This is a genomic window from Celeribacter ethanolicus (assembly GCF_002407265.1).
Classification (GTDB): domain Bacteria; phylum Pseudomonadota; class Alphaproteobacteria; order Rhodobacterales; family Rhodobacteraceae; genus Celeribacter; species Celeribacter ethanolicus.
The window spans coordinates 24,204-46,422 of record NZ_CP022197.1; the positions used below are offsets into that span (position 1 = coordinate 24,204).

At 61.6% G+C, this 22,219-nt stretch carries 18 protein-coding genes and 3 pseudogenes; 15 read left to right on the forward strand and 6 right to left on the reverse strand.

Features of this window, described 5'->3' with window-relative positions; translation table 11 throughout:
• Positions 1 to 46 precede the first annotated feature (46 nt).
• On the forward strand, positions 47 to 496 hold the full coding sequence (locus CEW89_RS19975; RefSeq protein ID WP_096807318.1) for a hypothetical protein: 450 nt from the start codon (positions 47 to 49) through the stop codon (positions 494 to 496).
• A 346-nt stretch (positions 497 to 842) separates the two neighbouring features.
• Here the strand turns inward: CEW89_RS19975 and CEW89_RS19980 are convergent, their stop codons facing one another.
• Entirely contained in the window at positions 843 to 1,865 is a 1,023-nt protein-coding gene (locus CEW89_RS19980) for an IS110 family RNA-guided transposase (RefSeq protein ID WP_096807319.1), read from the reverse strand.
• 127 nt (positions 1,866 to 1,992) lie between these two features.
• Between CEW89_RS19980 and CEW89_RS19985 the strand changes: the two genes are divergently transcribed.
• The 4 genes from CEW89_RS19985 to CEW89_RS20000 all read left to right on the forward strand — a co-directional run bounded on the left by CEW89_RS19985 (position 1,993) and on the right by CEW89_RS20000 (position 4,006).
• On the forward strand, positions 1,993 to 2,628 hold the full coding sequence (locus tag CEW89_RS19985) for an antitoxin of toxin-antitoxin stability system (protein ID WP_244906237.1): 636 nt from the start codon (positions 1,993 to 1,995) through the stop codon (positions 2,626 to 2,628).
• A 65-nt stretch (positions 2,629 to 2,693) separates the two neighbouring features.
• Positions 2,694 to 3,095: an MbcA/ParS/Xre antitoxin family protein gene (locus tag CEW89_RS19990; protein ID WP_028095451.1), complete on the forward strand. Its 402-nt coding sequence runs from the start codon at positions 2,694 to 2,696 to the stop codon at positions 3,093 to 3,095.
• Positions 3,092 to 3,793, forward strand: a complete 702-nt coding sequence (locus tag CEW89_RS19995) for an RES family NAD+ phosphorylase (protein WP_078542905.1) — start codon at positions 3,092 to 3,094, stop codon at positions 3,791 to 3,793. The genes CEW89_RS19990 and CEW89_RS19995 overlap by 4 nt, the downstream gene beginning before the upstream one ends.
• A 36-nt stretch (positions 3,794 to 3,829) precedes the next feature.
• Positions 3,830 to 4,006, forward strand: coding sequence for a type II toxin-antitoxin system TacA family antitoxin (locus CEW89_RS20000; protein WP_018065915.1), 177 nt, complete (start codon positions 3,830 to 3,832; stop codon positions 4,004 to 4,006).
• A gap of 82 nt (positions 4,007 to 4,088) precedes the next feature.
• Here the strand turns inward: CEW89_RS20000 and CEW89_RS20005 are convergent, their stop codons facing one another.
• The 3 genes from CEW89_RS20005 to CEW89_RS20015 all read right to left on the reverse strand — a co-directional run bounded on the left by CEW89_RS20005 (position 4,089) and on the right by CEW89_RS20015 (position 6,470).
• On the reverse strand, positions 4,089 to 5,006 hold the full coding sequence (locus CEW89_RS20005) for a nucleotidyl transferase AbiEii/AbiGii toxin family protein (RefSeq protein WP_038070225.1): 918 nt from the start codon (positions 5,004 to 5,006) through the stop codon (positions 4,089 to 4,091).
• A complete protein-coding gene (locus tag CEW89_RS20010) occupies positions 4,996 to 5,808 on the reverse strand; it encodes a type IV toxin-antitoxin system AbiEi family antitoxin domain-containing protein (RefSeq protein ID WP_038070221.1) in 813 nt (270 codons plus the stop codon). Before CEW89_RS20010 ends, CEW89_RS20005 begins: the two co-directional genes overlap by 11 nt.
• Before the next feature lie 365 nt (positions 5,809 to 6,173).
• A complete protein-coding gene (locus CEW89_RS20015) occupies positions 6,174 to 6,470 on the reverse strand; it encodes a hypothetical protein (RefSeq protein ID WP_038070220.1) in 297 nt (98 codons plus the stop codon).
• Positions 6,471 to 6,647: 177 nt separating this feature from the next.
• Between CEW89_RS20015 and CEW89_RS20020 the strand changes: the two genes are divergently transcribed.
• From CEW89_RS20020 to qatB, 9 genes are all read left to right on the forward strand, one after another.
• Positions 6,648 to 11,042 (forward strand): strawberry notch family protein, encoded by a 4,395-nt coding sequence (locus CEW89_RS20020; RefSeq protein WP_096807320.1) that lies wholly within the window; start codon positions 6,648 to 6,650, stop codon positions 11,040 to 11,042.
• Between the two features lie 3 nt (positions 11,043 to 11,045).
• The gene (locus tag CEW89_RS20025) at positions 11,046 to 12,077 is read left to right on the forward strand and encodes a DUF7146 domain-containing protein (RefSeq protein ID WP_096807321.1); all 1,032 of its coding nucleotides are present in this window, start codon (positions 11,046 to 11,048) and stop codon (positions 12,075 to 12,077) included.
• 363 nt (positions 12,078 to 12,440) lie between these two features.
• Positions 12,441 to 13,373: a DUF2493 domain-containing protein gene (locus tag CEW89_RS20030; protein ID WP_096807322.1), complete on the forward strand. Its 933-nt coding sequence runs from the start codon at positions 12,441 to 12,443 to the stop codon at positions 13,371 to 13,373.
• Positions 13,374 to 13,458: 85 nt separating this feature from the next.
• Positions 13,459 to 13,728, forward strand: coding sequence for a WGR domain-containing protein (locus tag CEW89_RS20035; RefSeq protein WP_088652819.1), 270 nt, complete (start codon positions 13,459 to 13,461; stop codon positions 13,726 to 13,728).
• Between the two features lie 69 nt (positions 13,729 to 13,797).
• On the forward strand, positions 13,798 to 15,132 hold the full coding sequence (locus CEW89_RS20040) for a hypothetical protein (protein WP_088652818.1): 1,335 nt from the start codon (positions 13,798 to 13,800) through the stop codon (positions 15,130 to 15,132).
• A 15-nt stretch (positions 15,133 to 15,147) separates the two neighbouring features.
• Positions 15,148 to 15,474: an antitoxin Xre/MbcA/ParS toxin-binding domain-containing protein gene (locus CEW89_RS20045; RefSeq protein ID WP_232786339.1), complete on the forward strand. Its 327-nt coding sequence runs from the start codon at positions 15,148 to 15,150 to the stop codon at positions 15,472 to 15,474.
• A 9-nt stretch (positions 15,475 to 15,483) separates the two neighbouring features.
• Positions 15,484 to 16,032, forward strand: a complete 549-nt coding sequence (locus CEW89_RS20050; RefSeq protein WP_088652816.1) for an RES family NAD+ phosphorylase — start codon at positions 15,484 to 15,486, stop codon at positions 16,030 to 16,032.
• Entirely contained in the window at positions 16,029 to 17,990 is a 1,962-nt protein-coding gene (gene qatA / locus CEW89_RS20055) for a Qat anti-phage system ATPase QatA (RefSeq protein WP_088652815.1), read from the forward strand. The genes CEW89_RS20050 and qatA overlap by 4 nt, the downstream gene beginning before the upstream one ends.
• Before the next feature lie 275 nt (positions 17,991 to 18,265).
• Complete coding sequence (qatB, locus tag CEW89_RS20060; protein WP_107818104.1) at positions 18,266 to 18,760, forward strand: Qat anti-phage system associated protein QatB; 495 nt, start codon at positions 18,266 to 18,268, stop codon at positions 18,758 to 18,760.
• Positions 18,761 to 18,769: 9 nt separating this feature from the next.
• Here the strand turns inward: qatB and CEW89_RS20065 are convergent.
• Positions 18,770 to 21,601 (reverse strand): annotated as a pseudogene (locus CEW89_RS20065) (Tn3 family transposase).
• On the opposite strand from CEW89_RS20065, the pseudogene CEW89_RS20070 reads away from it, so the two are divergent.
• Positions 21,577 to 21,879, forward strand: a pseudogene (locus CEW89_RS20070) (recombinase family protein); the annotation flags it as partial. The pseudogenes CEW89_RS20065 and CEW89_RS20070 sit on opposite strands and share 25 nt — an antisense overlap.
• Positions 21,880 to 21,896: 17 nt before the next feature.
• Here the strand turns inward: CEW89_RS20070 and CEW89_RS20075 are convergent.
• Positions 21,897 to 22,118 (reverse strand): annotated as a pseudogene (locus tag CEW89_RS20075) (IS6 family transposase); the annotation flags it as partial.
• Positions 22,119 to 22,219 lie beyond the last annotated feature (101 nt).

Genomic DNA, 22,219 nt, shown 5'->3' on the forward strand with positions numbered 1-22,219 from the left:
CAGTACCCGGCCTCTTGGCCGGGTCTTCCCCATTAAGGAGGTTCCCATGGCAGATTACTTCACCCATTTCTCGTGCCTGCTCGACGTCGGCAGCCCCGACAAGGCTGCCCGTGCACTCGCGCTGTTCCAGGAACTGCGCGCTGCGGATCAGGACGCCGACGACCCGGATGTCGCGGGCTTCGATCTCATGCGCCAGGACGCGCCCGAGGGCAGCAGCCTCTGGATCCATGATGACGGGAACGGCGATGTCGAAGCCGTCATCCGCTTCGTCCTGCGTCTTGCTGAAGAGCTCGACCTCACCGGCCCTTGGGGGTTCCAGTATTCTCTGACCTGCTCTCGGCCACGACTCGACGCCTTTGGTGGCGGCGCGCATGTCATCGATCTCGGTGCGCGCAAATCCATCGGCTGGTCCAGCACGCAAGAATGGCTGGCCGCCGCATTGAACGGGGAGGACATCGATGCCTTCTGTAATGGGGCCAGTGCAGTCAATGGGTAATTTCCAAACGAACGCACCTTCGAAGCTGAGCGCTACGAGGGCATGGCTCGACGGAACGGACAAGTCTTGGCAGGTACCCCCCTCTGGCGCTTTCGATACTGTTCCATCGGTTATGATCCTACACCGGTTCGCGCTTCTGTCCGTGGTCGACGCAGTGGTCGCCAACTTGATGCTGGTTCATTGCGGTTTCCGTGCGCCTATCTGAGATACGTGCTCGAAGCGGAGGCTCCGGCGACAAGGCATCGAGCGGCGTCATCGGAAACCGCGTCCTGGTGAGGACCTCGATGGCCGGGACTTACGACGGCCAGATTGTTGTTTTCATTCGCGGCGGCTCGACGGGCTTGCTTTAAACCTGTCTGACGGCCTGGAATTCTGTGTTGTCGACCCACATGCGATGCAGAATTACGCCCATCCTGCGGGCCAGCGCGACTGCCGCTCGTTTCGCTCCACGCCGACGAACAACCCGCTCCGCCCATGCGCGCAACCAAGTCTGCTTTTTCGAGCGGTGGATCACCACTGTGGCTGCTTGATAAAGCGCGGTCCTCATGTCCAGATCGCCAGCTTTGGTGATGCCGCCGACAATGTCCGTCTCGCCGGATTGGTAGCGACGAGGGGTCAAACCGATTGCAGGACCGACATCCTTCGACCGCCGGAACCTGCCGGGGTCATCGATGGAGGAACGGACAGTCAGAGCGACGACCGCGCCGATGCCGGGCATCGTCATCAGCAAGCGACAAACCGGATCCTCGCGCGTGATGTCCCGGGCCATGCGTTCAAGGCGCACAAGCTCGCTGCGCAACGCAGATCGGGCCCTGAGCATCGGTTCGATTGAAAGCTGGATGAGCCTGTTGCCCTCGGTCAATTCGCGAACCCGGTCTTCAAAGCTGACCTTGCCGATCCGACCAAGTCGAAGTCCGAAATTGCGCAGCATGCCCCGAATAGACAGCTCGATGTTGACTGCGGCGCTTTGCACGCATCGGCGCGCACCGAGAAGCACCCTCAGCTCCTGCGCGGAAAGCGACTTGCAATGCACCGGCCGAAACCAGCCCATTTGCAGCAAGCGGGCCAGGCCAGCAGCATCGCGGCGGTCGGTCTTTACCGGCGCCGCTCTCAAGGCGGCTTTCACCTGCCGCGTCTCCATGAGCACCACTGGCAGTCCAAGGTCGGTCAAAGATTTATGAAGCCACTGGGACAAGGGTCCGGCTTCGATACCGATCGCCTCCACCACGCCCGGCATGCCCCTGATGCAGTCGCTCAATGCGCCGGGGTCACTGGCAACTTTCGTTTCCTTCACAAGCTTGCCGTGTTCGTCCACGGCGCAAACCGCAGAATTCTCGAGAGATACATCAATGCCAACGAAAACACCCATGGGTTACTCCCCTCTTGTTCCAAATGACAGGCAGCTTGAATCAAGCGACGAAGCGTCCGAGTTTCCCAGCGAGAAAAGTTCGGGTTTCGATTCCGCGCCGGGCGGCCGCCCCATTACGGCATCTGAGGTGATCTGCACCACCGTCTACCAGTTCCCCGAACTCTCGGATGCCGCCAAGGAGAAGGCCCGCAACTGGTATCGCGACCTTGGACCCCACGACGACTGGTGGGATGCGGTCTATGAGGATTTCGAGCGGGTCTGCGAAATCCTCGGCATCTGCCTGAAGACCACCGCCGTCCGCCTGATGGGTGGCGGGGCGCGGGCCAAGCCTTGCATCTGGTTTTCCGGTTTCTGGAGCCAGGGCGACGGCGCCTGCTTCGAGGGCTACTGGTCCCACGCCAAGGGCGCGGCCACGCGCATCCGGGACTACGCCCCGACCGACGCGACGCTGCATGGCATCGCCGACCGTCTGCAGGCCATCCAGCGGCGAAACTTCTACCAACTCGCCGCCGAGGCCAGCCACCGTGGCCGCTACTACCATGAATACACCATGTCGATCGACGTCACGCGGGACAGCCCGAGGTGGCAGCCGCCGACCGAGGACGCCGAGGAGCTCGTGACCGAGGCGCTGCGCGATCTGGCCCGCTGGCTCTACCGCCAGCTTGAAGCCGAATACGACCACCTTACCTCGGACGAGGCCATCGAGGAGGGGATCATCGCCAACGAGTATACGTTCACGGAAGGAGGGCGGCGGTTCGGGTAACAGTGATCAACGCGCAAGGTTCATTTGATCTTTACAGTAAGTCCATATGGACTATATTGAAGCCAATGGAGGACGCCATGTACGTTGCAGAGAAAATCCGGGAACCCGCACAGATCAACGCCGTCGCGTTGAAAGCTTATGCACGCGTGGCCGATGCTTGGGGTCTCAGTCTCAAGGAAGCGGCTGGCCTTGCCGACATGTCAGAGAGCACGTGGAAGCGCGCCAAGAAGCCGGATTTCGCTGGGGAGCTCACCAAGGACCAACTGCTGCGGCTCAGCGCTGTAATTGGCATCTTCAAGTCGCTTGAACTCTACTTTTCGGAGCCTCTGGCAAAAAGCTGGTTCACCCGACCGAACAAGGGGCCGCTCTTTGGTGGAAGCCGACCAGTCGACACCGCCATCGACGGGGGTTTGCCGCAGATCCTCGCGGTTCGGACCTATCTTGATGCGTTGCGTGGTGGGGCATGAAGCAGACCGAGATTTCCGATCGCGGTCTCGTTCGTCTCCTGCCCGCCACCTACCACAAGCCACCATCGCTGCGCGGTCTCGTCGATACCGATGACGAGATGGAGATCTTGGCAGAGATCGAGGGCCTGACCAGTGGACGTCTACAGGCCGAACGCGGGCGCAACCCGCATCTGGACCCGCGCGAACTCGCTTGGCAACGCCGCAGCCGCGATCTGCGCATCTATGGGGACAGTCACGTCAACGCAGCCTTCACTTACACCCGCGCCGGCGGAAACCGCTTCAACGCCGAGGAGCGCGGCGCTTGGTACTGCGCATGGGATGTGATGGTTTCTGTCAGCGAAGTGGCCTGGCACCGCACACGCGAACTCGGCTTTACCGGCAGCTTCCACGACAGCGCCCGCTATGTGGAATTGCTGGCCGACTTCATCGGCGTCTTCAACGACATGACCGATGAGGCAGGTCATCCGGCGCTGCATCCGGATCCGGCTGTCGGGTATCCCGAGGGCCAAAGCCTGGCACAGCATCTGCGTCGGGGCGGATCCAAGGGCCTGATTTACCCTTCGGTCCGGGCTCCTGCACCGGGCGGGAATTGCCTGGTCTGCTTCGAGCCCCACGCAATTCAGAACGTTCGTCCGGGCGCGTCTTGGGATCTTGTTTGGGATGGGACACCGCACTACTCGATTGCGGCTGTCAGCTAATCCGCAAAACCGTAATTGCCCCGGAGGCCTATAAGGATGGCAACGCCTGATATTGAAAGCCCTGACCGCACCGATCTCAAGCAGATCGACCATGCGCACTTCTTTGAAGCGATGGACTCGCCGCCTTTGCCGACCGAAGCACTGCGCTCTGCCTTTCGTCGGGCGAAAACGCGGTCATTTCAGCGAAACACAGGGCTTGGAAGCGCCGACTGAGTTCACCCGTCTTCGGCGCCTCCCATCGACGCGATGAGGACGGCCAACGCAAAGCGCCCCTCACGACGGTGATGGCCGTGGCTCAACCCAGGAGCTTCAACAAGGCGTCGCGCTGCGCTGCGTGCTTTTCGGGGTTGTCGCGCTTCAGTTTGTTCAGGTTGAGAAGTTTCCACTTCACGGCCGGTAGGTCAGCGGCCTGCGAACGGTCGATCGCCGCGAAGTCAGGCTCGCCGTCCTGAAGCGTCAGGAGGAACTGCCTCGCCTTGTCATCGAGCCTCGATTGCAGATCGGCGACCAACTTGAGGCGCGTCGCCAAAAGCGTAGCGAGCGGGACGGGTGTTCTGGTCATGCCTTCGAATTCCCGCGCGTAGGGTTGCTCGAGATCGATCAGGTTCGGATCGAGAAGCTCATGCGCCGGTCGTGGCGAACTGGCGACATAGATCAGGAAGGTGTGGAAGAGGTCCTGCGTCAGTCCCTCGTTTTCGTAAAGGAGCGTGACGTCGTAGAGATCCCGGGGATGCTGCCTGTCCAGGGCGGCGTGCAGCTTGCCAGCGAACAGATCCTCGAACGAGACGATCTGCATTTCGGCATAGCCATAGGCATCCTCCACGGCGGCAGATACGGTCCGGACTTCCGGGTCGTGGACTACGCCCCGGGTCACGGGCGAGGTTTCGATCTTGATCTCGGCATTCCCGAGGCGCGCCAGGAGCCGGGTGGCTCCGCCGCCGCCCCCTTGGATGCGCTGAGTTTTTGCCCCGCGGATACCGGTCTCGATGGAAGCCGCGATGCGATCCATCGCGGCGTTGATCTCGTCCAGGCTCTCGGCGCGTTCCTTGATTGGCAGGTAGGTCAGGTCGATGTCGACCGACAGCCGAGGCAGGTCGCGGTAGAAGAGGTTGATGGCCGTCCCGCCCTTGAGCGCGAAGACGCTTTCGCCCGCGACATTGGGCAGGACGCGCACCAGGAGCGCAACCTGGGCTTCATAGGTCTCACGCGCCATTTTCGGCCTCCGGTTTCACGAATTCTTCTGGCACCATGATCCGATAGCGCGGGTGGATCTTGCCGCCCTGGATCAAGGCTCGGTCGCCGCTTCCGAGGTCGAATGCCTGCGGGTCGATCCGTTTGCGCCAGGGATGATCGTGGCGGTCCGCGAAGACGAAGAACAGGCGCTTGACCTTGATTTTCTGGCACGCTTGCAGGAGGTCGGAAATCAGCCTTGGGCGCAGGGTTGTCAGGCTCTCGAAGACCATGTCGAGCGTGTGGAAACTCTCATGGTGGGGCAACTCGTCCATGGCTTCCAGGATTGCGCGCTCCGGCGTCGACATCGTCAGACCCCAGTCCCATGGCAGGCCAGAATTCTTGCCCTCGATCACGCCCAGCTTCGGATCGGTGAACAAGGAACGGGGGCGGATACTGAAAGGGGCATCCGTCGGCAGTTTGATCAGCCAGTTCGGGACCTTGTCCCCATAGACCCAGACTGGAGCGCTTTCCCCCAGGCGGAGGTAATGGGCATGTCCTTGTTCACCGAGTGCCGTTGTGCTCCCGACATGCAGATCATGACCCATGATATGTTGCATCGAAAGGATGCAGGTCTTCCAGTCGATGCTGTTGGACGCCTGCATATTCGGGACTGGTCGGCGGAAGACACCGCGTGCGATGCGCTCCAGCCAGCCGCGTTTCACATAGTCACGGAAGCTCTCATAGGCGATGCCCTGCGAGACGAGCCATGCCGCGTCGACCAGATACCCGGCGGGTACGGCATCGAGCACTTTCTTCAGATTCTGTGACCTTGCGGTGTCCATGATACCTAAAGTGATAGATTTTCAAAGAGACATCTACAGTTTTCTTTGATGAAAATGCTTTTCCTGCGTTATGGACGCTCCTATCTCACCATTTCCAAAGAACTTAGGGACTAGCCCCAAGGGGAGGGAGATCTGAAGACGCTGGGTTGAGAGACGGCTACGACTTGCGGTGGTTACCGAAGGTCGCAGCGGTGCACCTCCCGGCGTGCCGCCGGAACCAGACCTTGGTCCTTCGGACAGGAGCTTGACCGAGGCTGATGTCCCGAAGGTCCAGTCTGCCAACCTACAGCTTGGCAGCTGCGCTCGGTTTGCCAAACCGCGGTATGGCAGAATCTCCGGCAGGTCGGAGCCAGCCGGTGCCGTTCTCACCTGTTCCCGTCGATCCACTTCGACATGAGCCCCCTGTCGCGAAAGCATTCGTCCGGAACGGCGCGCCTTTTGATCCGGGCGAGTTTCTCAGCGAAGGCCACCTGCTTGGACGTGGGCAGCCGGTCCATGTCCGATACCGGTTTCAGCTGGGCCTGAGCCTCGATCCAGGCGCTCAAAGATCGCCGGTCTTGCTGAACCTCCCAGGGCAGGAGCGTCCGGTTGCGCAGGGCGAGCGACCGCGCATAGGCAATCTGCTTGGGCGTTGCGGGCAGGGCGTGCTTGGTGCTTTCCATGGTGGAACCCCCTTTCTGACTTGGCTCTGAGCATAGAACATAACAAGAACAAAATCAAGCCAAGCGTCGGGAACACCTTGGTGCGAAAGGGAGAGAGGGGCCGGGAAAGATCAGGTCCGAGGCTGCCCGAGAGAGGGTGTCCGGGCCTGATCCTGTCCTTCATTCCGGAGTTTCCCGATGACCCACCTTGCCCCCGTTGCGCAGGCGTCCTTGCCTGCGCCCATTGTCCCGTTGGCAGCAAATCCCGCCCCTGCGATCGTTGCTGTTGCCGAAGCGCTGCAGCCCGATCTGGCGCAAGGGCTTCAGATCGACGCGCTGCGCCTGCGCCGCGAGATGGAACATGCCTTTGGCGGTTCCGATGCGACCGGTGCTTGGGACTGGAAGCTCGCCTATGAGGCCGGCGAGGTGGCGCTGGTTCTGTTCTTGCGGAAATTCGGCCGCGCCCTTCTCGCCCGGGCGGGCTCGCCTGCGGCGCTCTTGCCGATCCTCGCCAAGGTGGCAGGCCTCTTGCCCACGCACACCCGGCGGTCGGAAGAGATGGAGCGCTTTCAGCAATTCTCGACGCCGCTGCCCATGGGGCTCGCGGCTGTGGCGGCAGCACAGATCACGGCCCGTGATCTTGTCCTAGAGCCGTCTGCCGGGACCGGGCTTCTGGCGATCCTCGCCGAGATCGCCGGCGGCACTCTGGCTCTGAACGAGTTGGCGGACACTCGCGCCGATCTTCTGCGCCTGCTGTTCCCGGCCCGACCGGTCAACCGGTTCGATGCCGCGCAGATCGATGATCATCTCGACGCCTGCTCAAGCCCGAGCGTCATCCTGATGAACCCGCCCTTCTCGGCCCAAGCCAATGTCGATGGTCGGTCGACCGAGGCGACGGCCCGGCATCTGCGCTCGGCCCTCGCGCGTCTGGCCCCCGGCGGACGGCTCGTCGCCATCACCGGAGCCGGTTTCGCGCCGGATGCGTCGGCCTGGGCCGAGACATTCGGCCGTCTGACCGAGACGGCCCATTTCGTCTTCACCGGCGCGGTGTCGGGAGCAGCTTTCGCCAAGCACGGCACCAGCTTTGAGACGCGGATTTCTGTCTTCGACAAATGCCGTGGCGGCGAGCCGGGCGGCACCACCGCAGACCTGCGCCAACCCATGTCTAGGGACGTGGCGCATCTGATGTCCCGGGTCACTGCAGAGGTTCCCCCGCGCCTCGAACTAGAACAGGCCGCAAATGCGGGTCTGGGCCACTCTTCCCTCTTCCCGGGAAGTCCTGCCCGCGCCACTCACACAACCACCAGCCGATCGCGCGCGACCTCTGCGGTTCAAATGGCGAAACCCGAAACGCCGATCGAGGCCGAGGAACTAAACTACGCAACTCGCGATGCCGCCGAGGACGAAGATGCCGCACGGCTGTCCGACGCGATCTACGAGACCTTCCGTCTGCAGGCGATCGACATCCCAGACGCCGCATCGCACCCGACCAAGCTTGTGCAATCGGCGGCCATGGCCTCTGTCGCACCTCCGAAACCCTCCTATCGCCCCAAGCTTCCGGCGACCATCCTGCGCGACGGCCTGCTGTCCGACGCGCAGCTTGAGACCGTCATCTACGCGGGGGAGGCGCATGGCGCGCATCTCGCCGGATCGTGGACCGTGGATGAAACCGGCGATATGGTCTCGGCCGCTCCCGAGGATGCCGCTGACGCAGTCCGTTTCCGGCGGGGCTTTTTCCTCGGCGATGGTACGGGGGCAGGCAAGGGCCGTCAGTCGGCCGGGATCTTGCTCGACAACTGGGCCCGAGGAAGACGCAAGGCGCTGTGGATATCAAAGAGCGACAAGCTGCTGGAAGATGCACAGCGCGACTGGTCGGCGCTCGGGCAGGAGCGCCTGCTGGTGACGCCGCTGTCGCGTTTCGCGCAGGGCCGTGACATCCCTCTGACCGAGGGTATCCTCTTCACCACCTATGCGACGCTGCGCTCGGAAGAACGGGGTGCCAAGAAATCCCGCGTCGACCAGATCGTCGACTGGCTCGGGGCGGATTTCGACGGGGTGATCCTCTTCGACGAAAGCCATGCCATGGCGAATGCTGCCGGCGGCAAAGGCGAGCGGGGCGATACCATGGCCTCGCAGCAGGGCAGGGCGGGCCTGCGCCTGCAGCACAAACTGCCCAATGCCCGCGTGGTCTATGTCTCGGCCACGGGCGCAACGACGGTCCACAACCTCGCCTATGCTCAGCGGCTCGGGCTCTGGGGTGGTGAAGACTTCCCCTTCGCGACGCGGGCGGAATTCGTGCAAGCCATCGAAGCTGGCGGCGTCGCCGCAATGGAGGTCCTCGCCCGCGACCTGCGGTCCCTCGGCCTCTACACGGCGCGCTCGCTGTCCTATGACGGTGTCGAATACGAGATGCTGGAGCATGCGCTCAGCCCCGAGCAGCGCGGCATTTATGATGCCTATGCCGGGGCCTTCGCCATCATCCACAACAACCTGACCGCGGCGCTGGAGGCGGCGAACATTTCCGGCGCGGCCGACGGGCCGAGCGGGTCGGGCACACTGAACCGTCAGGCGAAATCCGCCGCGCGGTCCGCCTTCGAGTCCGCCAAGCAGCGATTCTTCGGCCATTTGCTCACCTCGATGAAGACCCCCACGCTAATCGCATCCATCGATGCAGATCTGGCTGCGGGTCACGCGGCGGTCATCCAGATCGTCTCGACGGGTGAGGCGCTGATGGAACGCCGCTTGTCGGAGATCCCGACCGACGAATGGAACGATATCCGTTGTGACATCACGCCCAGAGAGTATGTCCTGGACTACCTCGCCCATTCCTTCCCGGTGCAGCTCTACGAGCCTTTCACCGATAGCGAGGGCAATCTTTCGTCGCGCCCCGTCACGCGAGACGGCCAACCGGTCGAATGCCGCGAAGCCATCCGCCGTCGTGACGCGCTGATCGAAAAGCTGGCTTCGCTGCCGCCGGTGCCGGGTGCGCTCGACCAGATTGTCCAGCGCTTCGGCACGGATCTCGTGGCCGAGGTCACGGGGCGTTCACGGCGCATCGTGCGGAAGGGCGAAGGGCATTCGGCACGGCTCGTGGTGGAGAACCGGGCTGGAGCCGCGAACCTCGCGGAAACCCAAGCCTTCATGGATGACGAAAAGCGTATCCTGATCTTCTCGGATGCCGGCGGCACCGGGCGCAGCTATCACGCCGATCTCGGGGCGAAGAACCAGCGCCTGCGGGTCCACTACCTCTTGGAACCCGGGTGGAAGGCCGATGCCGCCATCCAGGGCTTGGGCCGCACCAATCGCACCAATCAGGCGCAGCCGCCGCTCTTCCGTCCGGTGGCCACCGATGTGAAGGCGGAGAAGCGGTTCCTGTCGACCATCGCGCGTCGTCTCGACACGCTTGGCGCGATCACCCGCGGCCAGCGCCAGACTGGCGGGCAAGGGTTGTTCCGCCAGGAGGACAACCTCGAGTCGCCTTACGCCCGCGACGCCCTCCGCCAGCTTTACCGCCGTATCTATCGCGGCGATCTGGCCGGATGTTCGCTCGGGGCTTTCGAGGATGCGACCGGGCTCAGCTTGACCGATGACAACGGGCTGAAGGATGACCTGCCGCCGATCACGACCTTCCTCAATCGCCTGCTGGCGCTGACGATCGACATGCAGGCCGTGCTGTTCGCGGGTTTCGAGGAGCTGCTCGATCAGCGAATTGAGGGCGCCATCGCCGCCGGAGTCTATGATCTCGGGCTCGAGACACTCCGTGCCGAGAGCTTCCGGGTGACCGACGCACAGGTCATCTACACCCATCCGGGCTCCGGCGCGGAAACCCAGCTGCTGACCATCGCGGAAAAGCGCCGCAACACGCCTACCTCGCTGGCCGATGCGCTCGACTGGCTGGATGACCCGCAGGCGCGGCTTCTGGTCAACAGCCGCTCGGGCCGGGCTGCTGTGCAGGTGCCCGCCACCAGCCTGATGCTGGACGATGGGACCATCGAGCCGCGCCTGCGCCTGATCCGCCCGCTTGATGCCAGCACGGTCCCGGCCAAGGTCATGGAGGACACCCACTGGCTCGAGGCCGACCGCGCGGCCTTCACTGCGGCGTGGACTGCGGAACTGGCCGAGGTGCCGGAGTTTTCGGACTCCACGCTGCACATCGTGGCGGGTCTGCTGCTGCCGATCTGGAAGCAGCTTCCCCAGGATGAAACCCGCGTCTATCGGCTGCAGACCGATGACGGCCAGCGCATCATTGGCCGCCGGGTCTCGCCTGCCTGGGTCGCGACCACCCTTGCAGCCGATGCGCCGAAGCTCACGGCCGCGCAGGTCCATGCCATTGTCCTCGAGGGCAAGACCGTGGTGCGGCTGGCCGAGGGGATGGAACTCCACCGCTCGCGCGTCATGGGCGCGAACCGGATCGAACTGTCGGGCTTCTCGGAGGCAGCCAAGGATCGGCTCAAGGCCGATGGCTTCTTCTCGGAGATTATAAGTTGGAAGCTTCGGCTGTTTTGCCCGACCGACGCCGATGGCGTCGCGATACTGGATCGTCTGCTTGCACGTTGTCCTGTCGCAAGGCTACATGATCGCGGAGGCTGTTGACGCATGTATTCCGAGACCGAAGACCTCGTGCGCGATCTGGCAGAAAATGCCGAAGGCGTCTGTCGTGCCTACCTTCCCGCCGGACGGCGGGAAGGATCCTACTGGATCGTCGGCGATCTGCAGAACAACCCCGGCCGGTCGCTCTTCGTGCGGTTGACGGGCCCTGCGTCGGGACCAGGGGCAGCGGGCAAGTTTACGGATGGGGCCACAGGCGAGCATGGCGATCTCCTGGACATCATCCGCGCCCGGACGGGGATCACGCGCTTCCCCGACCTTCTCGCCGAGGCCCGAGCGCATCTTGGCCGTCCGCAGCCGGTCGTCCCGGATACGCACGAGCCGAGGAAGGCCAAGGCGCCCGGTGGCACTCCTGCGGCGGCGGCGCGCTTGTTTGCTGCCTCGAACCCGATCACAGGCACGCTTGCTGAGACCTACCTCCGTTCCCGAGGCATCACCCAATTCGGGGCGAACGGCGCCTTACGCTTCCACCCGAAGTGCTGGCATCGGGAAGAGGGGCAGACCCGGAGCATCCCCAGACCGGCGATGATCGCGGCGGTTACCGATGGGGCGGGGGCCGTGCAGGGCGTGCATCGCACCTGGCTGGCGCCTGACGGACAGGGGAAGGCGGCAGTGAATCCAGAGCGTCGGGCTATGGGTCACCTCCTCGGCAATGCTGTCAGGCTCAACCCGCACGATGACATCCTCGTCGTCGGCGAGGGCATCGAGACCATGCTGTCCCTGTCCGAGGCGGCCCCGGGCCTTCCCGTCTGGGCGGCGCTCTCGTCGGGACACCTCGGGGCGGTCCTGCTGCCGGAGGGGCTCCAGCGCCTCTACATCGCCATCGACCGCGATCCGGCCGGGCAACGTGCGGCAGGGAGGTTGAGCGCCAGAGCCTCCGAGGTCGGGGTGCGTGTGCGGGTGCTGGAACCGCGGCTCGGGGATTTCAACGATGATCTTCGGGCGAACGGCAAAGACGCGCTGCGCCAGCATCTGGCAGGTCAGATCGGGCCAGAGGATCGGCATCGCCTGCCCAGCTGAGCTGCATCGCGCAGGGGGGGGCTGGGAGTGCGGGGCAGGGGGCTGCATCCCAGTCGTGGCTCTGAAATGTCTTCCGCATCCCATCCCGGGCCTTGCGCATCCACCCCTCACCCGAGCGGCCTTCAAGAGATGGGCAGGCCGTCAAAGCGGTTGCCCCTGCAAGGTCGGCAGGGAACCTATTTCCGCCGGCGGCAAAGCCGCCTTTGCATCGCGAGACAAATAGCTTCCCTGCCGACCTCCTCCACGCTGTTCCGGCCCCGGTGAAGCCGGAGTGAAGGGGCAACCACCCCGACGGCTCGGGTCTGCCCATGAAGGCCGCGCGGGATGACGCGCGGACGAGACAGGCCCGGAGGCAAGAAACCGATGACGATCCAGACCCACGACGACGCGTATGAACCCGCCCACACCGTATCCCAGACCGCCCATGCGCTCGACGAGCTGCAGCTCTATGGCTACCGCCCCTTTGACGAGCCCGATCCGCGCCCGATGCCCGATGGGCAGCGCCTCGCCGTCGCCGTCGCGGACATCTTCGACGCCCTCGTTGCGACCCTGGAAGACACCCGTATGGAACCCGACCTCGAAGAGGTGCTCTGGGGCCAGGTCAACCTCTTCCACCGCGCCACGGCACGGATCGAGCGGTCACTCGATGACAACGAGCAGGCGCAGCGCCGCCTCCAGCGCGAGCAGGACGGCTCCGAGGTGAAATCCACCGAGCTTGAGCGCCTGACGGCCGAAGGCCTGACCCTCGTCGAACGTCGCAACTGCATGGACATGATGCGCGATCACGCCGCATCCGAGTTTGTTCAGCACACGGGATCCACCTGGCGCCCCCGCACCGGCTCGATGGTGAACCGCCAGCACATGACCGCCGCTTTGATCGACAGCCGCGACTTCCTGGCCGCCAAGCGCCGCGCCGAAACCGAAGTGATGCTTCCCGCCGGCCCCAAGGTCGCCCTCACCGGCGGGACCGATTTCAACGATCACCGCCTGATCTGGGGCAAGCTCGACCAGGTCCGGACCAAGTATCCCGACATGGTCCTCCTGCACGGTGGCAGCCCGAAGGGCGCAGAGCTCATCGCCGCCAAATGGGCCGAAGCACGGGGCGTGACGCAGGTGGCCTTCAAGCCCGACTGGACCAAGCACGCCAAGGCCGCGCCCTTCAAGCGCAACGACGCGATGCTGGATGTGCTCCCGGTCGGGGTCCTTGTCTTCCCCGGAACCGGTATCCAGGAAAACCTCGCCGACAAGGCCAAGAAGCTTGGCATCCCGGTCATGAAGTTCGAGAAGGGGGCGTGAGCCCCCCTCTTTGCTTTCGGGATAGAACATTGTGGAAACACGTACATACACTTGGTATTGTTGTCGCAGACAAGGTGACCGCAAGATGTTCGATGAATCGAAGCAATTGGAGGTGTTTCCGACCACAGTCGATCTCAAGCGGATCGACCTGTCTCTTAACATGCGGCGGTTTTACAGGATGAGCGTTCAGCCTGACCTGTTTGGCGGCGTGAGCCTGGTGCGGGAGTGGGGTCGGATCGGCTACCGCGGCCAGATGCTGGTCGAGCAGCATGATGACGAGGGCAGGGCAGTCAACGCTCTGATGAAGCTGTCGGCGACGAAGAAGCGGCGTGGGTATCGGTTGCTTGAGGGATGAACTCCAAGGATTGACGTTCCGTAACGGTTTCACTATATTGATCGGTGAAACCAATATGGAACCAGCGCCATGACCAAGGTTGTCGTCCCATTTCCGAAAGGCCAACGGCTGCGTTCGCCGTTGGCGCAGTTCTTCCGTGTCGGAGACTCTCACAACAAGTTTGCCGAGATGTTTGCATCCGGAGGTCTGCCAGCTTCGCGAGTCGTCTTCGATGCCGGACGCCTCAATCGGCAGACCGCTCTCGCAAAAGAGCTGAAAGCAGAGGGTGTGGAGATAACGATCGACACTGGAGCGGCCGAGCTGTCGAGCCCGGCGCGACATGGGACGTTTGTACGCAATTCTGCTTGGTTGACTGAGGTCCCGATGTCGCCTTTGGGGCCGGACGATTTCACCACGGAGATCATTGAGCGCATCGCAGAAATGGCAGTTGCGGTCGGCGCGGACCGCGTGCTTGCCCCGAGTCATTTCTTGGGCGATCCCAGCTTCGACGGCTGGCTCAAGGTGGACGCAGCCTCTTGCTCGGCTCTTCGAGCGGCGCTTGATCGCTTGGGCGGAGGCCGAATCCGGATCGACTATCCGGTAATACAAAGCGTCCAAGGATTGGTGGATTCCACGTCGCGGAAGGCACTAGCGGAAACACTTTCGATACTGCCTGTCGATGCTGTCTGGATGCGCCTTTCCGGCCTAGGGAAAGAACCCGGTCCACAAAAGGTTCGTTCTTTGATCCGGATGCTCAGCGGTTTCCACAATATCGGGAAGCCCGTGATCCTCGACTACTGCTCTGGTTTGAACTCTGAGGCTACAGAAGCATTTGGCGTCGCTTCTGGGTCCGCGAGCGGGATACTCGAGTTGGATCAGTTCAACGCTCGGGATTGGCACAAGACGCCGGAAGAGCCAGATCCCGATGCAAGATTTGCTCGGCCGCGCATTGTGCAGGTTCCGGGTCTTGGCAGGGGTTTCTATGCCAACGAGTTCGAATTGCTTGCCAAGTCTCGTGGCGGGCGGAAGCTGCTTCTGCAAAGCGAGTTTGTAACCGTTTCCAGCGTTGAAGAAATGGTAAGAACTCGAAAGCAGATTCAGGCTCTTCATTTGGTGCGCTCGCAAGAAGCGCTTCAGTCCGTACCGGACCTCAACCGAGCAGGGCATTTCTTGTCAAAGACGATGGCGGATGCCGAGCGTCGCGCAAAAGATGTCAGCTTCCTTAAGCCCACTGAGGCTCAAGCTCAGGCGGCGGGCATCGACCTGACGAGTTTGCTCAAGCGGACTCGGGCGCATGCAGAGACGATGGGCAAGGTTGCAGATGCGCTTGAAAAGCTCCATGAGGAGCGCGGAATGGAGTCCCCGCGTGTTCGGGCTTGCGACTTCAATGTCGACACGGCCCTGCGGCGGGGTGATCAGAGGTAAGAAATGCAAAGTGCAGTGTCACGCTACATCGGCGAACTTGCCGACATCGGGGGTCTGAAAGGAACCGATATCGCAAATATTACGGATGTCTCCAAGGCGACGGTATCGCGTTGGAAGGCCGGTGATATCAAGCCGCAACCAAAGAACGAATTGATTCTGTCCGACCTCTATTACATCGTCGGCCGTCTCAATGAATATTACACACCGGACGAGGTTCGTGCCTGGCTCTATGCGCGGCACCCACAACTCGGAGGCGAGCGCGCTATGGACCTCATTCACAATGATCGCTCGCTCGAAGTACTGGCCGTCATCGACCGGCTGGACAATGATGTCTATGTGTAGGTCCAATAAATGGTTAAAGCTCGACGCGACAACCGGCTGATTGACGCGATTGAGGCGATCGATCCCGTCGTTTTCGAAGGGAACGTTTGGCGGCTGGTGCGCGACGGGCGCGATCCGCTGATTTGCAGCGCGTCCGGTGGTCGGTGGGACGACGGGACGTTCGATGTGCTCTATACATCCTTGGCTCGATCAGGTGCTCTGGAAGAGATGCGATTTCATCTGATGCGCGGCCAACCGGTCATGCCGAGCAAGGTCAAGTATCGCATGTTTGAGATTGGACTTTCACTTGGGCGTGCGCTTCAGTTTCTGGATCTGGAAGCACTTTCCAGGGTCGGGCTGAACACGGAAACGTTCGGTCGTCTTTCCTATGAGCAAAAGAATGACGAGTATCCCCGTACCCAGGAAATTGGGGAAGTCGCACATTTTCTAGATTTCGATGGCCTAATTGTCCCGTCCGCGCGATCTGACGCAAGGAATGCAATCGTCTTCTGCGACAAGGTGAGATCACTGCCCGAGTCCACTTTAGAAGATCATGGCGTCGTGGACTGGGCGAAATGATTCTACCCGACAACGAGACAAGCGTCGATCTGCTGAACAACGAGGCCATCGCGCGCACGATCACCGAGTTGCTGCGGGAGCGTCCAGAGCAGGCGATCACGATCGGTGTCCATGGTGATTGGGGAGCAGGAAAGAGCAGCATCTTGGAGATGATCGAGGCATCTCTATCGCCGACCCCAGACGTTCTCTGCGTGAAATTCAATGGTTGGCGATTCCAGGGGTTCGAGGATGCAAAGATCGCGCTGATCGAGGGCATTGTCACAGAGCTTGTTGCCGAACGGTCGCTTGCAACAAATGCGGGTGAAGCGGTTAAGAATATCTTCAAACGCATCGATTGGCTCAAGGTTGCCCGGCGAGGAGGAGGTCTTGCTTTCACAGCATTGTCGGGAGTTCCGCTGCCCGAGCACATCGACGCGGTCGTTGGTTCTGTGAAGAAGGCTATAGGTGAGCCAGGTGAATTGCTCACTCGTGAAAACTATGAGGCCGCCATCGCTGGGATGTCGGGCCTACTGAAGCCAGATGACTCGAAACGGCTTACTGAAGAAATCAGTGAGTTCCGGAAGGCTTTCAGAAATCTACTCAACAAGGCGGGTGTCGATCAACTCGTCGTTCTGATCGACGATCTCGACAGGTGCCTGCCTGAAGTCGCGATCGAAACGCTGGAGGCAGTTCGGCTGTTCGTTTTCACTGAACACACTGCTTTCGTGGTTGCTGCCGATGAAGCGATGATCGAGTATTCGGTGCGTAAGCATTTCCCGGAGTTGCCCGACACGACCGGACCAAGGGACTATGCGCGAAACTATCTTGAGAAACTCATCCAGGTGCCGTTCAGGATCCCCTCCCTGGGGGAGACGGAAACTCGAATCTATGTGACGCTCTTGCTCGTGGGGGCGGAGCTAGGGGAAGAGGACACTGAATACCAGAAGCTGATCAAAGTGGCTCGCCAGCATCTCGCAAAGCCGTGGCTCTCGACCGGGCTCTCAGCGGCCACTGTCCGTGACGCCCTTGGCGCCAAGGCTGCCAGCGTTTCAAACGCGCTCACATTAAGTGATCAGATCGGCCAAATTCTGGCTAGCGGTACGCAAGGCAACCCACGTCAGATCAAGCGCTTCCTGAACACGCTTCTTCTCAGGAACCAGACAGCGCGAGCTCGCGGATTCGGTGACGATGTCAAGCTTCCTGTCTTGGCGAAACTGATGCTCGCCGAGCGCTTCATGTCCCGCATGTTCGATCAGATCGCCTCGGCGGCAGCGAAACACCCAAACGGACATTGCGAGGACTTGGCGGCTCTCGAAGATCCGACTGAGGCTAGGTCCAAACCGAACAAAAAGCGTGGAGACCGCCCAAAAGTCACCGATCTGGATGATGTCAAAACCAAACCAAAGGATACGGAACCGAACGAGAGCGCTGTCTTGTCGGAATGGCGAGGGTCGGAGGCTATCCGGGATTGGGCGAGTATGCCGCCGAACCTCGGTGCGATCGATCTAAGGCCCTATCTCTTTGTCGCAAAAGACAGGAAAGATTACTTCGGCGCCGTATCTGTGCTCGGCAGACTTGGTGCTGTGGTCGAGAGATTGATGGGGTCGAAGCTGAGTGTTCAAGCCTACGAGACGGAACTTCGGCAGCTCGCGCCAGCCGAAGCAGGCCAAGTGTTCGAAGAACTGAGAGCGCGTATCGTCGCCAGTGACTCTTTCGACACCGCTCCAGCCGGAGTGAACGGCATGACCGTGCTCGTCAAAGCCCACGATTTCTTACAGACAAACCTTTTGGACCTTCTCGAATCCCTGCCTTCGGCACGTTGCGGGACATGGGTAGCTTCAGGTTGGGATAGGGTGATCCGCGGCTCGGAGTTCGTTGCTCGCTTGGACGCTCTTCTCGCGACCTGGTCCGAGGAGGGGTCGACGACGTTGAGAGTCGCGGCCCTCGCGGCGGCACGCACACGAAAAGGGGGCTGTTGATGGGAACGTCCAGCGCGTTTGGCGGAGCCTCGGGTGGAACGCCACTTGTTCCATCATGGTTGGAAGGCGGTGGATCTGATGACGGTGCACCGGGCGATCCGCGATCCGACGGATCAGGCAGCGATGCGCCGCCGACGGGCAACGATCCCGCCGCTCCGCCGGCCGCGCCACCGGAGCGGACCGCGACACCGGTTCCGGGTGAGACCGACCGATACACGTCCGCTCGAACAAACTTCACCAGGTACGCACGCTCCGGTGGCGATGACCGGAGGAGCATGGGACGCGCTGTATCGCAATATGTGTCGAGGTCATCCGGTGGTGCGGCGCGGGCAGCGAGGCGCATGGGTAGCTCGCGCGGCGCTGCGTCGAGGCTCGCGACCATTCTCGGCCAAGTCGGGAATGTTGGCATCGGAGAGGTGCTCCGCTCTCTCGACCTCGGAGGTCTTGCGGGACGGCCGATCGAGGAAGTATTTGCTGGACTGGCCGACTTCATCTGTCCGGATGGGGGCTCCATCGATGAGGGGATCGCTCGAGATGCATTCATTGAGACAATCGCCGATCTTGCCGACGCGGGCATAACCGAGATCGACGGATTGACGGCTGATCAGATGCAGACGGTGTTCGAACTCTACATCGCACACACGATCGAGGCGCGCATATGCAACGATATCGGGACCCGGGTCGTGAACATGCCATCGGATGTCCGAACTGTCGAGCGCATCGAGGCCCAGTTGGGGTCTGCTCTGGTTGAGTGCAGGATCGTACGTTAAGCTTAGCTGTCACTGATTTTTCCACCTGTATTCTCCTGTGAGGAGGATATGTGCCCATCCGAGGGGGGAGATGTGGGCCAGAAGCTCTGGGCTGCAGTCGAGACCGTCGCGCTCTCGCGCGTTGACCGCGTAGCCGAGGTGTTTTGTATTCCAGTAGATGATGATCGCGGCGAGGAGGTTGAGGCCCGCCATCCGATAGTGCTGCCCCTCGGCAGTACGATCCCGGATTTCGCCCTGGCGGCCAATGCGCAGTGCATTCTTCAATGCATGATGCGCTTCGCCCTTGTTCAGTCCGATCTGGGCGCGCCGCTGCATATCGGCGTCGAGCAACCATTCGAGGATGAACAGCGTCCGCTCGATGCGCCCGATTTCACGCAGCGTTTGGGCGAGTTCATGCTGGCGCGGATAGGCCGCGAATTTGCGCAAGAGCTGGCTGGGTGGCATAACACCCGCCGCCATAGTGGCGACGGCGCGCAGTACGTCAGGCCAATTCTCGACGATCAGCTTCTCCCTGATCTTTCCGCCGATCAGCCCGCGCAGCTCGTTCGGCGCGGCTGCAGGGTCGAAGAGATAGAGTCGTTTGGACGGTAGATCGCGGATGCGGGGAATGAAGCGATAGGAGAGCAACGCAGTGACCGCGAAGATGTGATCCGTGAACCCGCCCGTGTCAGCATATTGCTCCTTTATTCGCTTGCCTGTCTCGTTCATGAGTAACCCGTCCAAAATGTACGGAGCTTCGTTCACAGTGGCGGGGATGTTCTGAGTTGCGAAAGGGCCGAACTGGTCGGAGACATGGGTATAGGCTTTTAGACCGGGTTCATGGCCGTATTTGGCGTTGATCAGGTTCATCGCCTCGCCCTGGCGCGTGGCGGGAAAGAATTGCCCGTCGCTCGAAGCGGTCTGCCCTGCGCCCCAAATCCGGGCCATCGGCAAGGCTGATTGACCTTCGATTACCATGGCCAAGGCGCGTGCCATCGCGTCGCTTTCCACATGCCATCGCGACAAGCGCGAGAGCTGGAAATAATCATGGGTGTTCGTAGCCCCAGCCATTTTGCTGAGGCCAAGGTTCAGCCCTTCAGCCAATATCACATTCAACATGCCGACCCTGTCTTTGCATGGAACGCCCGTACGCAGATGGGTGAAGGCCTCGGTAAAACCAATCTCGTCATCCACTTCGAGCAGGAGGTCGGTGATCCCGATCTCCGGCAGGCGGCTGTAAAGATCGAGCACCATGGCATCGGCCTCTTCGGGGACAGCGGCTGTCAGACGATCTATTTTGAGGGCACCGTTTTCGATGGAACCACCCGGAATCGCACCGGCCCTGGCAGCGCGGGCCAGTCGCTGCAAGCCATCGGCCAGGCGGGCTTTCCGATCTGCCAACCAGATTTCCGGCTCATACGGCATGGCCAGTCTTGGCGTGGCGCGAGCGACTTCGGCCGGGACCAGCGCATCTTTGAGATCACCATACCTGCGGGAGTGTGCAAGCCACATATCACCAGCTCGGAATGCATCACGCAGATGGCACAGGACCGCCACCTCCCAAAGCCGATGCCCATCATCGTCGTTCAGGTGCCGATGCCATTTTGAGGTTCGGCTCAAGAAGGTCACGGGGCGACCAGCGGTGGTGTCCGCACCCGCGACAATATCCGCAGCAACCAGCAACGGTTCGGCCACTGGGGTCGCCTGAATATCGAGCGCCCGCAACATGCGCGGTGCATAGCGCCGGAAGCGGTGATACCCATGGACAACATGTGCCAGCGGATCAGCTGCTAATGTGTTGGTGAGTTGGCCCGCCGAGGCGACAAGCTCTCTGAGTGAAGTCCAGCCGCCGGCGTTTTACACCGCGTCACCCAAGGGGACCTGATCTTCATGGGCCTCCAGCAGTGCTGATCCGAGATTTGAGAACCCCTGCAAAGTGTCCTTCAAGGCCGCCCTGGCATCATCCGCACGGGCGCCGCATGCGCGTTTCGCTTCGCGCCACGTCTTCCCGACAATACGGTCATGGGTTTCGGCCACTGCATCGGCAATGGCACTGCGCCATTCCAAAACGCAGACCGCGAGGACAGCAAGACGGCGGTCGCCTGAAATATCCCGCAGATCTCCGGCGAAATAACGTTCCCCTTGCCGTCGGAGGCGCGCGATACGGTGGGGCGGCACAGCCGATAGGACAGTCCGGTCCAGGGCCATGGCCCGCAAGAATTCCAACCGGTCGAGCAGCCGGTTCATGTCGGCCGAGTTCTGGCCCACTTCAAACTGGCGCAGCCAGACAAAGTGGGTGACAGAGCCGTCTGCCGTTTCCGTCAGCAAAGCGTCAAGTCGGCTGCGCATCTTATCGTCCAGTCGCTCAGCGATTCGAGCGTCGATCCGTCGCTCTGCGGCGACGAGAGCATCCGCGCAAAGGCGTTCTATAACCGTGATCCCCGGTAGAATGGTCTGGGTCGCCCGGCACTGTTCTACGAAACGCCGCGCCAAATCCTCGTTCGACCGAGCTGTTTCGGCCGTTCTCTCCAGCCAGACCTTCAGGTCGCGCGATCCTCGGCCAGTGAACATCTTGTAGCCATAGAGATCCCGCAAGGCAGCCAGGTGTTCATGACGCGTCTCTTCACGGCTTGCATATCCTGCCAGATCGTCCGGCTTCAGCCCAAGTTGCGCTGCCAGGAACCGCGTGACCTCCATTGGAATGACCTCACCCGGAGTCAGCAACCGGCCGGGATAGCGCAATGCGCAAAGTTGAAGAGTGAACCCAAATCGATTGTGGGGGCGGCGGCGGGCGCGGATGAATTCCAGATCGTCGTCGGCAAGGGTGTAGTGGCGCAACGACTGCGGCTGGACGGCTTTCATTTGGCATCTTTGCTGCGCTTGCAGAATTTGAAAGCGAGTTGATCCGCGAACGCACGATGGCGGGGCTCCAGGCCGCCCGCGCCCGAGGCCGAAAAGGTGGAAGGAAGTTCGCGCTGACGAAAGCGCAGGTCCGCATGGCTCAGGCCGCTATGGCTAGTCGCGACACATCTGTTTCAGAACTTTGCAAGGAACTAGGCGTCAAACCGGTCACGCTCTACCGGTATGTCGATCCAAACGGCAATCTACGCGATTACGGGAAACGAGTGCTCAGCGCTTAGCGTAAGATTCTGCACTCTCCGGCATCAGACCCCTTTACACAACGTGCGAAATGCCGACCAAACCGGTTCACCCATTTGCGTACGGTTTCCCGGCTGACGACTACGCCTCGCTCGGCGAGGAGATCCTCCACATCCGCCGTGCTCAGCGCGAACCGATGATAGACCCAAACGGCGTAGGCGATGATTTCGCGCGGGAAACGATAGCCCTTCAGGCGTGGCATCTCTGCTGGTATTTTCATGCCCACCAGCTAGACCGCTTCTGTGGGGGCAGCAAGTTGGCAATCCCGCACCATTACATTCGGGTTTTGAAGCGTCAGGTCTTCGACAGCGTTCATTGGCA